General features: G+C 65.8%; 13 protein-coding genes and 1 pseudogene. 1 reads left to right on the forward strand and 13 read right to left on the reverse strand.

What is annotated here, in order from left to right; genetic code table 11:
- Nucleotides 1-22: 22 nt before the first annotated feature.
- From QGG57_04625 to QGG57_04635, 3 genes are read right to left on the reverse strand one after another with little or no spacing between them, the layout of a single operon-like run.
- Nucleotides 23-1,531 (reverse strand): hypothetical protein, encoded by a 1,509-nt coding sequence (locus QGG57_04625; GenBank protein ID MDP7007453.1) that lies wholly within the window; start codon nt 1,529-1,531, stop codon nt 23-25.
- Nucleotides 1,528-1,767 carry a hypothetical protein gene (locus QGG57_04630; protein MDP7007454.1) on the reverse strand — a complete coding sequence of 80 codons (240 nt, stop codon included), beginning with the start codon at nt 1,765-1,767 and terminating at the stop codon, nt 1,528-1,530. Before QGG57_04630 ends, QGG57_04625 begins: the two co-directional genes overlap by 4 nt.
- A 34-nt stretch (nt 1,768-1,801) precedes the next feature.
- On the reverse strand, nt 1,802-2,167 hold the full coding sequence (locus tag QGG57_04635) for a hypothetical protein (GenBank protein MDP7007455.1): 366 nt from the start codon (nt 2,165-2,167) through the stop codon (nt 1,802-1,804).
- 91 nt (nt 2,168-2,258) lie between these two features.
- Here QGG57_04635 and QGG57_04640 point away from each other — a divergent pair, with 91 nt between their 5' ends.
- Nucleotides 2,259-2,651, forward strand: coding sequence for an SgcJ/EcaC family oxidoreductase (locus QGG57_04640; GenBank protein MDP7007456.1), 393 nt, complete (start codon nt 2,259-2,261; stop codon nt 2,649-2,651).
- 32 nt (nt 2,652-2,683) lie between these two features.
- On the opposite strand, the gene QGG57_04645 is transcribed toward QGG57_04640, so the two are convergent.
- The 10 genes and pseudogenes from QGG57_04645 to QGG57_04690 all read right to left on the reverse strand — a co-directional run bounded on the left by QGG57_04645 (nt 2,684) and on the right by QGG57_04690 (nt 13,232).
- Nucleotides 2,684-3,265 carry a DNA-3-methyladenine glycosylase I gene (locus QGG57_04645; protein ID MDP7007457.1) on the reverse strand — a complete coding sequence of 194 codons (582 nt, stop codon included), beginning with the start codon at nt 3,263-3,265 and terminating at the stop codon, nt 2,684-2,686.
- Between the two features lie 19 nt (nt 3,266-3,284).
- Complete coding sequence (locus QGG57_04650; protein MDP7007458.1) at nt 3,285-4,772, reverse strand: sialidase family protein; 1,488 nt, start codon at nt 4,770-4,772, stop codon at nt 3,285-3,287.
- Between the two features lie 52 nt (nt 4,773-4,824).
- Nucleotides 4,825-6,009 (reverse strand): acyl-CoA dehydrogenase family protein, encoded by a 1,185-nt coding sequence (locus tag QGG57_04655; GenBank protein ID MDP7007459.1) that lies wholly within the window; start codon nt 6,007-6,009, stop codon nt 4,825-4,827.
- Nucleotides 6,010-6,040: 31 nt separating this feature from the next.
- Nucleotides 6,041-7,582, reverse strand: a complete 1,542-nt coding sequence (locus QGG57_04660; GenBank protein ID MDP7007460.1) for an MFS transporter — start codon at nt 7,580-7,582, stop codon at nt 6,041-6,043.
- Nucleotides 7,579-9,402: an MFS transporter gene (locus tag QGG57_04665; GenBank protein MDP7007461.1), complete on the reverse strand. Its 1,824-nt coding sequence runs from the start codon at nt 9,400-9,402 to the stop codon at nt 7,579-7,581. Before QGG57_04665 ends, QGG57_04660 begins: the two co-directional genes overlap by 4 nt.
- Before the next feature lie 285 nt (nt 9,403-9,687).
- Complete coding sequence (locus QGG57_04670; GenBank protein MDP7007462.1) at nt 9,688-10,263, reverse strand: GMP synthase subunit A; 576 nt, start codon at nt 10,261-10,263, stop codon at nt 9,688-9,690.
- A 60-nt stretch (nt 10,264-10,323) separates the two neighbouring features.
- Nucleotides 10,324-10,555 (reverse strand): annotated as a pseudogene (locus QGG57_04675) (type II toxin-antitoxin system HicA family toxin).
- Nucleotides 10,542-10,760: a type II toxin-antitoxin system HicB family antitoxin gene (locus tag QGG57_04680; GenBank protein ID MDP7007463.1), complete on the reverse strand. Its 219-nt coding sequence runs from the start codon at nt 10,758-10,760 to the stop codon at nt 10,542-10,544. The pseudogene QGG57_04675 and the gene QGG57_04680 overlap by 14 nt, the downstream one beginning before the upstream one ends.
- Nucleotides 10,761-10,964: 204 nt before the next feature.
- A complete protein-coding gene (locus tag QGG57_04685) occupies nt 10,965-11,936 on the reverse strand; it encodes a D-glycerate dehydrogenase (protein MDP7007464.1) in 972 nt (323 codons plus the stop codon).
- Between the two features lie 24 nt (nt 11,937-11,960).
- Nucleotides 11,961-13,232 carry a DUF4147 domain-containing protein gene (locus QGG57_04690; protein ID MDP7007465.1) on the reverse strand — a complete coding sequence of 424 codons (1,272 nt, stop codon included), beginning with the start codon at nt 13,230-13,232 and terminating at the stop codon, nt 11,961-11,963.
- Between the last annotated feature and the right edge of the window lie 44 nt (nt 13,233-13,276).

The raw sequence follows: 13,276 nt of genomic DNA on the forward strand, positions 1-13,276 counted from the left end.
CCATCCCGCCGCGGCTTAAGCGCTATGCGCCATAGGAGTCAATCCAGATGGTGCGGTAGGCGTCCGCGGCGCTGCGCATGCCGAGGCGGTAGATGCCGTAGCCGCAGGCGGCGAAGAGCGCTCCGGCGACCAGCCCGAGGCCGTAGCGCGTCCCGTCGGGCAGGTCATACATCAGCATCACCGCCGCCGGGAGCAGCGCCAGCAGCGCCGACATGAACGCCGAGGCGCCGATGAGCATGAACTGCGTCAGCACGTCGGGATTGCCACGGTCGTGCTCGTCAAAACTGGCGAAAGCTGCGCCGGCCCACAAGCCGAGGCCGGCGTTGGCGAGCGTCAACGCAATGGCGATTTCGCCGAAGAAGAGCGTCACCTGCCACGGGAAGTGGGCCGCCAGCGGCAGCGGCAGCCAGACTAGCACGATGCCGGGCAGCGCCAGCAACAGCAGCCCCAGCCCCTTGCCCTGCATCACCGTGCGCGAATCGACCGGTAGCCCCTTCAGCACCCACAGCCGACGACCCTCGATGCCGAGCAGCGCCGCGCCGACAAGGGTGCATTGCAGCAGCGCCGCCATGTAGAGCGCCAGCGCGAGGAGTCCCGGATAGTAATGGTGCGGCGCGAGGTCGCCCACCTCCTCGCCGGGGGTGCCGGTCTGGAAATACCAGAAGAGCAGGATGGCCGAAATCGAGAGCGTCGAGAGCGTTGCGGTGAGGAAATCGCGCTCGCGGATGGCCGAAGTGATTTCCTTGCGTGCCACCGCGGCGACGCGCCGGCCGACGAGTCGCCGCAGCCAGCGCAGCTCCATCACGCGCCACTTGAGCGTGCGGCCGGTCGCCAGCCGCTGCGCCGCGACCGCGTCGAGGTATAGTCCCTCAGCCAGCCAGAGGTAGCCCAGCAGCAGCAGCAGCGCGCCGGCGGAGACCTGCTGCACCAGCGCCGGCTCGTCATGCGCGTAGCTGGCGAGATACATCAGCAACATCAGTAGCGGCGCCAGCGTCGCGAGATAGCGCAGCTTGCGCGAGAGCGGCTGCAGGTTGCCGAGCACCGAGAAGAGGAAGCCGCAGAGCGGTGCCAGCAGCGCGAACAGCGCCAGCAGCGTCCAGAACGGCGCCGGAATCGCGAGCGGAATAGAGGCGCCCCAGCGCACCAGCAGGGAGAGCGCGACCCCCAGCGCGACCAGCGCCGTCGCGCTGAGCGCGATGGCGCCAAACTGCCCCAGCATCACGCTGCGCGTAGCCACCGGCTGCGTCAGGTGCAGGTCCACCTCGCGGGCGCGCAGCGCATGTCGCTGCGTCATCCCGGCCGACCGCAGCAGCAGCAGCACGAACAGCAGCAGCAGAATCGTACCGTATCCCTCGTCGGGGAACTGCTCGGGCCGCGTCGCAACAAAGGCGGTGACGCGTACGCCCACCAGTACCATCAGCAGCGCCAGCGCAGCCATCACGACGGTCGCCAGCGGACGCCGCCCGACCGAGCGCGCGAAGCGGCGCCAGCCGCTGCGCAGCTCCGCCCGGCAGACCGCGGCGGCGCTCACCCGCCCATCCGGTCCAGCCGCCGCGTCTCGCGCGACGCGCGCCGGAAAGCGCGGTAATGCTCGCGGCACAACTTCACGCGCCGTCCGCCCTCCAGCGCCAGCTCGGGCAGCGCCTCCGCCACGCGCGAGCGCGGCTGCGACCGCTGCGGCGAGCCGTCGCAGCCTTCGACCGCGCAGCCGCCGCCGCTCGCGGCGGCGGGAGCGGCAGCAGATTCGGGGACTTCACGGCGGCGCATGGTGGGCCAGCGAACAGGATAACTTAAAGCAAACTCATCCCGAATCGAGGCCGCCCGCGTGCGCATCGAGATGGCCGCAGCCGGGGCAGAGGCCGTCCTCCAGCAAGGGCGTGTCGCACTCGGGGCACCAGCCGGGCGACCCCTCGGGGGCTGCTTCCACGACCCACTGTGCCGCGAGCAGGCAGCCGATGGCGCCGACGACCATCACTGCCTTGAGCGCAAGCGGCAGCCAGCCGCCCGCCGGGAGCAGCAGCGCGTCGACGAACAGTAGCAGCCCGCAGGCGATGACTGAGAAGGTCCACTTCGCGTGCGGGCCGGGGCGGTAATTGTAGAGGTACGCGACCGCAAGCAGAAGCAGAATCAGCAGCTGGCTGTAGCAGACGAGCGCCTCGAACTCCACGCCCTTTGAACAGGGAGGGGGACTTTAATCTCACCGTGCCCTCCCCGCGACGGCAGGGGACGTACCACCGGCAGCTGGAAACGAGATAATAATGGGACTGGACGAAGGAAGGTGGCTGAGTGGCGAAATCGCTTCCCGCCTGCTGCGAGAGTGGGTCAGCGCGGTCGAGAGCGGCGACCCGCGCCGGGTGGCCAGCCTCTATGCCGAGGATGCGTTGCTGCTGGGGACTTTCTCCGCCGCTGAACGCGTTGGCCCGGGAGCGATACTCGCGTACTTCGAGGAGCTGCTGGAAGCGGCTGTCGGGGTGGAAATCGTTTCCGAGCAACCGTTCTGCGGGAGCGAATTCGCCTCCAGTTGCGGCCTCTACAATTTCATTCTGGGAGGCAAAGTCGTCGAGGCAAGGTACTCGTTTGTATTTGTGAAGGAGGGCAACGACTGGAAAATCAGGTCACACCACTCCTCGCTTGTGCCAGAATCAGCGTGATGGGTAAAACGTGACTATGCTGCGCGTCCGGGTCAGGGGGCTGCCCGGTTGGAAGTGTGGCGGAAACAGCTGACGAGATGGTCGTCGACCATGCCCGCGGCCTGCATCATAGCGTAGCAGGTGGTCGGGCCGATGAAGGTGAATCCGAGCTTCTTGAGGGCTTTGCTCATCCCGGTGCTCGCCTCGGTAGTGGCAGGGAGGTCCTCCATTCTCTCACGATGGTTAACCACCGGCCCGCCGTCGACGAATGACCAGAGGAATTCGCTGAAGGCGTCCTCGTCGGCGCCGAAATGCTCGACGAAAACCCTGGCGTTGTTGATGGCGGACTTGATCTTGGCACGATTGCGGATGATGCCTGCATCCGTCACGAGGCGCTCGATATCTTCCGCGCCGTACGCGGCGACCCGGGCGGGGTCGAAACCGTCGAAGGCCCGCCGGTAGTTCTCGCGCTTCCTGAGAATCGTAATCCATGAGAGCCCGGCTTGCGCGCCCTCGAGGATAATCTTCTCGAACAGGCGCCGCCCATCGCGGTTGGGCGTGCCCCATTCCGTATCGTGGTAGGCAAGGTAGAGCGGGTCGTTGCCCGCCCATGGGCAGCGATTCGGCTCGTTCATGGTGCTGCCCATCCCTGCTTCAAACCAGCGGAGGCAGTTCGCCCACCGCTTCGTAGAGGCTCGGCCCGCTGCCCAGGTAGTAGACTGAACCCAGACGACTGCGGGAATCCTCAGGCTGCGGATCATCCTTGGTGGCGCATTCACCCGTGCAGCCGTCGGCGAAAGCGATGTAGACGCGCCCTTCCCTATCGATATGGAGGTCGTTGAAATCGAGCAGATTCCGGTTGGAGCCGCCGATGTCGCGGCAATCTCCGCTGTTCAGGCAGATGCTGCCGACCTGGACAGGGTCTGCGGATACGCGCACCGTGTGGAACACGGGGTTCGGATCCAGCGCATTCAGGCTGTAGGTGACGTAGAGGTAGTAACTGACGTTGGAATTGGCGTAGTGGGCATTGCCATCCCATGGATTATCGTCTATGTCGGGTTGGTTCAATTCACTCGCGTCCTCACTCCCTAGGTAAGTAATCGCAATTCTTCCGGGATCCCCTGCATCAACCTGAGGGAATACTGACGAGATGACTGCGCTCGGGCTGATCCGAATGCTAGTCTGTTCCCATGACTCCCCTGAATCAGTACTCCTCGACATGTAGACGCCTTCGTCGGCCCCGGTCCAGATGTGGTATGCATTGGATTCGGTGTCGGTGGCAACCTCCGAATTTTTGCGTGGATAGGGCGTACCTACATCCTCACCCATGGTTCGATCAACCCAAGACAAACCATTGTCATCGGAAACGATGACTGTGGGTGTTTCGACTCTGGGGGTCACATATACCGTTCCATCCGGTGCAGAAGTGATGGCTCCATGGAGTCCACCATTGGTGGTGGCCAAACCGTAGATTTGTCCGCCTGCGTCAAATGTAGCACCTCCATCAAAACTGGTGTAGCAGAAGATTCCAGCGAGTTTGTTGTAACAATAGTATACGGCTTGGTCATAGTAAGCTTGGGACACTTGGCCGCCGATACCGTATCCACTGCTCGTCCAAGGGCCCGTTGCCAGTTTGATGTGATCATTAATCGGAGTCGTACCAGAGTCGTGCATATTGCCCTCCCAAGTTTCTCCATCATCATCGCTCCAGCATATCCAAGACGTCTCCAGACCCTGCATCTGCACGTTGAATATCCGATCAGTCACAGGATCAACCCACCCCCACGGGTCATTGGTCTGGAACGCGCATAAAGGACCCGTCACGTCCTCCCATGATTGGCCATGGTCGCAAGAACGCATGACCTTCTCAAACGCGATGAAAAAGATGCAGCCGCTCGAGGTGATGCCGATGCTCGGCTCAGCCCCGTTCTCGCCCACGTCGCTGAAGACGAAGCTGAGCGGCAGGGGCAGTTCATCGACCGCCAGGCCATCGGACCCAGTGACGAAGACCCCGTCCGGCAGCGGCGGCTCCTCGGGCGGAGGCGGCGGTGGCGTGGGGGACTGGAGGCAGCCCGAGAGGCCACTTGCCGAGACCAGAAGGAAGGCTATCGCCAGCCGCATGAACTGCACCTGAAATCGCATCGGTGAGTCCACTGGGGAGACCGTCATAACAGTTTGCTGGAATTTTCCGCTCCTAATCCAGCGTAATCGACGGCATCAGCGGGCGCGTCGCGAAGCCCTTGAGTGCGAAGTTGGAGCCTTCGCCGACGCGGCAGACAAAGAGGTCGCGATGGTGCCGGGAGAGGCCGAATTCGTCGAAGCAGGCGACGCCGCCGCACACTTCCATCGCCAGCGTCAGCAGGTCGCTGGCGCGGCGCGAGCACTCGACCTTGACCTTCGCGGCCGACTCGCGGTCAAGCGTGCCCGCGTCGTAGCGCCGGCAGAGGTCGACGAGCCAGGTCAGCCCCTGCTCGAGCGCGATGTCCATGTCAAGCACGACGTCCTGCACGCGCTGGTAGCGGCCGAGCGGGCCGCCCATGATTTCGCGCTCCTGCGCGTATTCGCGGACGCGGTCGAGTGCGCAAGCCAGCGACGCCAGCGAAAGCGCGGCGATGAAGAGCCGGCCGCCGTTGAGCGTCTGCGCCATCACCCGGAAGCCTGCGTTCAGGTCGCCGAGCAGGTCGCCTTCGGAAACGCGCACGTTGTCAAGCATGATTGAGCCGGTCGAGGACTGCTCCCAGAGGTCCTTGCCCGCCATCTCCTGGTAATGGACGCCGTCGGCGTCCATCGGGACGATGAAGCAGCTCGAGCGGTGGCCCGGCTTCCCGTCGGGGGCAGTCAGTGCATTGACGATAACGTGCGACGCCCACATCGCGTTGGTAGACCAGCACTTCTCGCCGCGGATGACCCAGCCGTCGCTGTCGCGCGTCGCGCTGACCTGCGGGTTGGCGGCGTCGGTGCCGCGCGCCGGCTCCGAGAGGCCGAATACGAACATGCGCTTGCCCGCCGCTAGGTCGGGGAGGTGCGCCGCCTTCTGTGCTTCCGTGCCGCAGAGCTGCAGTGGCTTGGCGCCGAGTGAGAGCGCGGCGCCCGGCGTGATGGCCAGCGACTGCGACTGGTAGCCGAGCGCGAGGCCCATCAGCAGCAGGTCCAGCTGCGAGCCGCCCTGCCCGCCGTATTCTTCGGAAACGGTAATGCCAAACAGCCCCATTTCGGCCATCTGCGCGATGGCGTCGTCGGGAATCAGCGCGTGGCCGCGCTCCCACTCCAACCAGCGCGGCGCGATGGCGTCGTCGACGAAGTCATGCATCGCACGGTGGAACGTGAGCTGGTCGTCATCGACCAGCCGTTGCAGGTAGTGGTCAATCTGCCGCGCCATCGGTCGGGCACCGCCGCGCGGTTTTAAAGGCTCAACGGGAACGGCCTATTGCGCCACGGGGCGGCTCGGGCTCATAGTCGGCCAGCAGCTCGGGCGGCCAGTCGCGCGGCGCGTCGTCGACCCCTTGCAGGATGATGTAGCCGACGATGGTGAAGAGGAACAGCGCGGCGACTGCTGCCGGCCGCCCCCAGCCGAGCGTGTCGACAATCAGCGCCCACATCACCGGGCCGATGATGGTTGCGAAGCGGCCGACCATCGAGTAGAGCCCGTAGAACTGCCCCACGAGGCGCGGCGGTGTCAGCCGCAGCATGTAGGGGCGGTCAGCCGCCCATGTGCCGCTCAGCGCGATGCCGGCGGTCGCCGCGCCGACCCACAGGATGGCGGTCGGCAGGTCAAAGAGGGCGACGCCGATTATCATCGTGAAGTTGAAGAACCAGGTCCAGAGGACGAGGTTGAGACTGGTTTTCGGGCCGAGCCAGTCAACCACCCAGCCCCAGCCGAAGCCGCCTAGAATCGAGGTGCCGATACCGATGAGCAGGAAATACTGCACCTGCTGCGTGCTGAAGTCGAACTCGCCGGTGATGTAAATTCCCATAAAGACGATGAGCGTGTTCACCGCGTCGGTATAGAACATCCGCCCGATGAGGAAACGTCCCAGCCCCGGGAACTGCTTGACACGGCGCACCGTGTCGCGCACCTGCCGGAACGCGCCGCCGATGAATTTCAACTGGAAGTTGCGTTTCAGCAGCGGCGCGGTCCGCGCGCGCAGGTACGCGCCGCCCGCGATGATGGCGGCGACTAGCAGCGCCAGCGAATAGTCGCCGCCGAGCAGCCACGCGTTCAGCAGCAGCAGCAGCGCTGCCAGCAGCCAGAGCGAGGGCCAGAAGTCGTCGGTTTCGGTCTCGCGCACGAAGACGAAGCAGGGGATCGAGAACATCAGGAACAGCAGCGCCGAGACCTGGAACATACCGACGTAGCCGATAATCCCCAGCAGCAGGATTCCGGCGCCGACGCCGAGGAAGCTGCCGACATACCCGAGGCCGATGCCGACCCCGCCCACGCGGCCGCGGTTCGCGTCAGTCGAGACGACCGGCAGCAGCGAATCGTAGAATATCAGTCCCGCCTGATAGAAGTAGTTCGCGACGACGAAAATCCCGAGCGAGAGCAGCAGCCGGTCGTCGCGCGCCAGCCCGCCGTCGTAGCCCAGCAGCGCGGTGAAGGCAACACAGACCAGCGTCGTCACGACCAGGAACGGCATCCGCCGCTTGGCCTGGTCGGAAAGCGCGCCCAGCACCGGCGCGGTCAGGAAAATCAGCAGCATCGAGATTGAATTAGCGTAGCCGTAGTGCGAGTCGCTACCGCCCATCTCCAGCACGATCCACAACCCGAAGTAGAGCGAGACTATGTTGAGCGAGAAAACGGTGTTGGCAAGGTCGTAGAGCGACCATGAAATCAGCGGCAGCCACCCCACCTTGGCGGTCAGCGGCTCGACCGGGCGCGGCATTTCGCGCAGTTTGCGCGCCCGCTCCCGCAGGGCCCGGCCGCGCTGGCGCAGCCGCTCGCGCCGATTCACCCTGCGTTTCCGCGCTTCCGCTCGTCTTCGACAGCCGCGACGCGGATGCCAGCGTCGACGTCAATCCGCTGGAGCAGCACGGCTCCGATGACCACCAGCACACCGAGGCTCAGGACCGCGGTACGGCTGTCGAACAGGCCCGTGACGAGCACGTAGATTAGTGGCCCGAGGAAAGCGGCGATTCGGCCGAAAAAGCCGAAAAAGCCGAAGAATTCGGCCGAGCGCGTCTGCGGCACCATCTGGCCGAAGATGGAGCGCGCCAAGCCTTGCGAGCCGCCGAGGAGCAGTCCCGCCAGCAGCCCCAGGAAAAGCCACTGCAACGAAATACCGAAGCCGAGCGGCGCCCAGAAATTATCGCGCAGGAAGCTCGGGAAAGCGTCGATAGCGCCGTCACCGAGCGAAGTGGGATGGTCTTCCCCGAGCGCGGTCTGCCCATCGAGCAGCCCGCCACTAACAGAAGCCGAGAAGTGGCCGTCGCCGCCAATCGCGGCGAGGAACGCGGTCGCGCGTTCTTCGTTGGCGGAGCCGGTCGCGTCGGCTGATATTTCGCCTTCGACGTCGAGCGGCAGGATGTCCGCCCATTCGGCCTTGAACGCCTGGTCGGCGTCCGATTCCCCGAGCGAGACGCCGCCCAACGCGGTGACTTCATAGCCGGATTCGTCCCAGTCGAACTGGAAGTCATACTCGTCGTGCTCCGCCAGCTCGAGCGGCGCGAAGCCGACCGCGCCGAAGATGATGACGACCCAACCCACCAGTGCCACGGTGAGTGCGGTCTTGGTCGAGGTCGAACCGGCGAGCCGCGTGAAGAGCATCGCCGACGGGGCGGCGACAAATTGCACCAGCAGGATGACCGCCATGTTGAGCACCAGCGGGATTCCCAGAACCCCTGCGCCAAAAGCACCGGCGAGGGAGGTCACGGAGTTGATGCCGTCGATGAAGAAGAAGTAGGCCACGATGTACATGGCGAGCACCCGGAAGCGGCTGACTTCACCAAGGGTCTTGCGCACTTCGGTCAGCGCCAGCCGCGTGGCAGAGCCGAAGGTGAGATTGCGCACCGGGTCGGGGATGTGTGGCTCGGGCACCCAGTTAATCGTAATCAGCGCGAAGCCGTACCACCACAGCCCCGAACTGGCGAGTGCCACCGGGACAACCCAGCCGAGCATGTTCCCGTCGGCGTCGACCAGGATGCTGACCATCGCCAGGTGGATCGCGAGCAGGATGCCGCCGCCGAAATAGCCATAGGCAAAGGCACGGTTGGAGATATCGTCCATCTGCACCGGCCCGCCCCGGTGCGCCACTTCGTAATCGGCGCTGGCGCGCTCGCCCAGATAGGGCAGCATCGCATTGTAGAAGATGGTCGCTGAAAGCAGCCCCATATTCGCCAGAACGTAGAAAACAAAAAGCCAGATGAAACCCCAGTGTGCCGACAGGAAGTAGGCGCCCGCCAGCAACACCGTCGCGCCAGCGCCAGCCCAGGTCAGGTACTTCGTAAGCTTCATCTTGATTTCGGCGCGGTCGGCGATGACTCCCATACCGGGGCCGACCAGCGCGATGATAATCGCCGAGAGGAACGTCGCCCAGGCCCACATTGAGTCGCCCGTAAACGTGAAGCCAGCCAGCGTCAGCTCGCTGCCGTACGCGTGCTTGAAGAGCGTGACGAAGTAGACCGGCAGGATGGCGACGACGATGCTGGTCTCGAAGGCAGACTTGGCCCAGTCGTAGTAGCACCAGCCGCGAATCGCCTTCCGCTCACCGTCCGGAAGGTCGCCAATGTTGCTCTCCAGCCCGAAAATCTGTCCTATCCTGTCGTTGCTGCCCATGGCTACCACACCAGCGGGGCGAGAGCGTCCCGCTAAAAACCGCTACCCTGCGCTGCCAGTCGCCTGTTGGGGCCGCGACTGCGGCATCGCTCTGGCGCGCCGCAGCACCTTGCGGGTATCCGTAAGACGACCCGCGGACGGCGCGCCGGAAGTGATGTCGTGTGGCGGCGCTGCTGCGTCAGCTCTCTCCGGTCGCTGACTTCGCGGGCGCAGCCTGGCGTCAGTCCCTGACGCCGTGGCGCAGTCTGGCGTCACCGCTTGTTTCACAGCGCGGCGACGCGGCTGCTACGGCCGCCACGCTTGCGCGTGTTCAAGGAAATTGGTGAAGAGCTCGGCACCGTATTCCGAATGCTCGACTTCGGGATGGTACTGCACCCCCGCGTACGGCAGCTTCCGGTGCTGCATCGCCTGCACCACGCAGTCGTCGCTCGATGCCAGGATGTCGAACCCGTCGGGCAGCCGCGTCACTTCGTCGTTATGGCTCTCCCAGGCGGTGAACTCGTCGGGCAGCCCCGCCATCAGCCAGCCCCGCTCGGCGACCGAGACCAGCGCCGCGCCGAACTCCGGCACGCGCGCAGGGCCGGCGGCACCGCCGAAGTGGGCCGCCATGTACTGGTGGCCGACGCAGATGCCGAGAATCGGCCAGTGCGCGGCGTCGAGGTACTCCGCCGTAAGGCCGAGCGCGTCCGCTTCCGACTCGATGCGCGGCGCACCGCCCGAGAGCACCAGCGCGCGAAAGCGCTCCAGTTCCGAGGGGGGCGTCGTGTTCGGCACGATTTCGGCCGCGCAGCCGAGGTAGTTCAGCACGCGCCATTCGCGGTGCGTCCACTGGCCGCCGTTGTCGATGACCGCGACTGCCATCCCGGAGAAGCTCACGGCCGGCGGCAGGTGGCGGCCGCTAAAAGGCTGGCGGGAGGCGGCTCAAATGTGGTGTACAAATTCAGCGGCGTCTACTTTCGCCAGCCGCAGCACGCCCCGCAGGGGTCCCCCGTTTCAGCTCGCGGTGCAGCGGCACGACGGTGCCTACCTTGCCTTGCGGAGTCTCGCGCGAGAGCCGCACATGGCTGCCGCGCTGGCCGGTAACGCTGAAGCCGAAATGGCGGCAGAGAATCTTCACGACCTTTTCGCCGGAGACCGGCTTAAGCCGCGGCACCCGCTCCCTCCGAAACGGAGAAAGTGGCAATCACCGGAGGCTCGAACTCCTGCATCGGGAATTCCTCGAGGTAGAGTTCGGTCGCCTCCTTCAGGTTGGCGAGCGCCTCATCTACCGTATCCCCCTGGCTCACCGTCCCGACTTCGGGACACTCGGCTACGAAGACGCCTTCCTCACGGTGCAGCACCGCCGTCAGCTCCGCCATGCTTCCCGGCTACCGCCCGCTCATATTAAAGTGCTGCCGGACCAACGTCCGGTCCACCGGCGGGAGCAGGTTGCCCCGGGCGGGAATTGAGGTAAATAACTGTGAGCTCTCCTCCGAAGCCCGAGGCGAGTCGATGGGGGCAGGGGTAATGATAAACGCTGCGGCGGCGCCAAGCATGCGCGACTTCCGTGCTGCCGCGCCGCGCTAGCCTGCCGCTTCCGGGTTGAGGCAGGTCATCAGCGCATCCCCGCGGCAGCGCGCCAGCACGTTATCGACCGCGATATTGCCCATCGCCGTGCGGGTCTCCAGACTGGCGGAAGCGATGTGCGGGACGATGACGACGTTGTCCATCTGCGCCAGTTCGGGTTCCATCGCCGGCTCGCGCTCGTAGACATCGAGCGCCACACCGGCGATTTCGCCCGCTTTCAGCGCCTTGACGAGCACCTTTTCGTTCACCACCGGGCCGCGGCTGACGTTAATCAGGAATGCGCTGCGCTTCATCTCGCGCAGCTCGCGCGTGTCGATGAGATGGTGCGACTTCTTGTCGTAGAAGGGGTGCAGCGAAACGAAGTCGCTCTGGCGCAGCAGCGTGTACATGTCCACATATTCTGCGCCGACCTCCTCCGCGTACGGCTTCGGCTCCAGGTCGCTGTAAAGGATACGCATGCCGAAGCCGCGCGCGCGTTGCGCCAGCGCGAAGCCGATGCGACCCAGCCCGACGATGCCCAGCGTCTTATGGTGGACGTCGGTGCCCATCAGCAGCGTCGGCGCCCATCCCTCGTATTTGCCGTCGCGCATGTAACGGTCGGCCTCGACGATGCGCCGCGCGACCGCCATCAGCAGCGCCCAGGTCAGGTCGGCGGTCGAGTCGTCGAGCACGCCGGGGGTGTTGGTGACCGGGATTCCGCGTTTGGTCGCCGCCGGGACGTCGATGTTGTTGTAGCCAACGGCGTAGTTGGCAATCAGCTTCAGCTCGGAATTGCACTCCATCAGCGCCGAATCGACCGGGTCGACCAGCTGGCTCAGCAGGATGTCGCACCACGCCGTGCCTTCCTCAAGTTCGTCGCGCGTCAGCGCGCGGTCCTCCGGGTTGACCCGCAGCTCGGTGATTTCATTCGCCTTCTCGAGCCGGCCCATCACCGTCTCCGGCAGCCGCCGCGTGACGAACACCTTCATGCGAAGCCAGCGGCGGCCGCTTAATTACCTGTCGACCAGCCCGATGACGATGTCCATGACGTTGGTGCCGGTCAGCCCCGGCCGGAACAGCGCGCCGGTCGGCGCCAGGAAACCATGCGAGTCGTTGGCGTCGAGCGCCGCCCGTGCGCCAGCGACCGGCGTCCCGCCGTCCACCCACGCGCCGGCGGCGTCGGTCGGCCCGTCTTGCCCGTCGGTCCCGGCAGCGAGCAATCCGGTGCCGGCACTACCAGCCAGCTCAATTGCAGCCGCGAGCGCTAGTTCCTGCGAGCGACCACCGCGACCGTCCCCGGTAACGGCCACGGTCGTCTCGCCGCCCCAGAGCAGGCAGCGGCATCCGCGCTCGCCCGTAATGTGGCGCGCAATGTGCTTTCCAGCGCCGCGCGCCTCGCCCTCCAGCGCATCGGTGACGATGCCCGCCGCGTAGCCGCGCGCGGCGGCCGTGGCGGCCGCCGCCTCGAGCGCGATGCGGTTCGACCCGATGACCGCCGTGCGGGTTTTCGGCGGCTCGACGGCGGGCGTCTCTTCGAGTTCGCCCGCGGCGCCGCGCTCGAGGTGCGCCGCGACCGCCGACGGCAGCTCGACGCCAAGCCGCGCGACGATGGCAAGGCAGTCACCGTAAGTCGAGGAATCACCCACTGTCGGCCCCGAAGCGATGTCGGGCAACGGGTCGCCGATGACGTCCGAGATGGCGAGCGCGACGACCGTCGCCGGCGCAGCGAGCTGCGCCAGCCGGCCCCCCTTCAGCTCCGAGAGGTGGCGCCGCACCGCATTCAGCTCGCTGATGGTCGCCCCCGCGCTGGTGAGCGCGCGCGTCGTCGCCAGCTTCTGCTCGAGCGTGATTCCTGCTGCCGGCAGCGGCAGCAGCGCCGAGCCGCCGCCCGAGATGAGCACCAGCAACAGCTCGTCCGCGGACGCCTCCACAGCGAGGTCATTGATGCGTTCGGCCGCCTCCATTGCCGCCTCGTCGGGCAGGTTGTCGGCGGCGCCCGGGTGGAACGCGGTGACGCCGTCGCACGGCGCCGTCCCGACAGGGACGCTCGCAATGCCGACGACGATGTGCTCGCCGAGGATGGTCTCGGCCGCGCGCACCATTCCCGGCGCCGCCTTGCCGAACGCGGCGAGCCTGACGTTGCGGTCCAGCTGCCATTCCAGCTCGATGGCGGGGAACCAGAGCCGGTCGCCGTCGCGCTGCAAATGCCCTGAAAGTAGCACCTCTGGCTGCACCGCCGCGACCGCCGCGTGGAAGATGGCTTCAGCGTCGTCGCGCGGCGTCATGGCGCGCGGAACCATCGCGGGTTTAAGCGGCTGCGGGCGCGGTG

Source organism: Candidatus Poseidoniia archaeon, assembly GCA_030748895.1.
Classification (GTDB): Archaea; Thermoplasmatota; Poseidoniia; order MGIII; family CG-Epi1; genus UBA8886.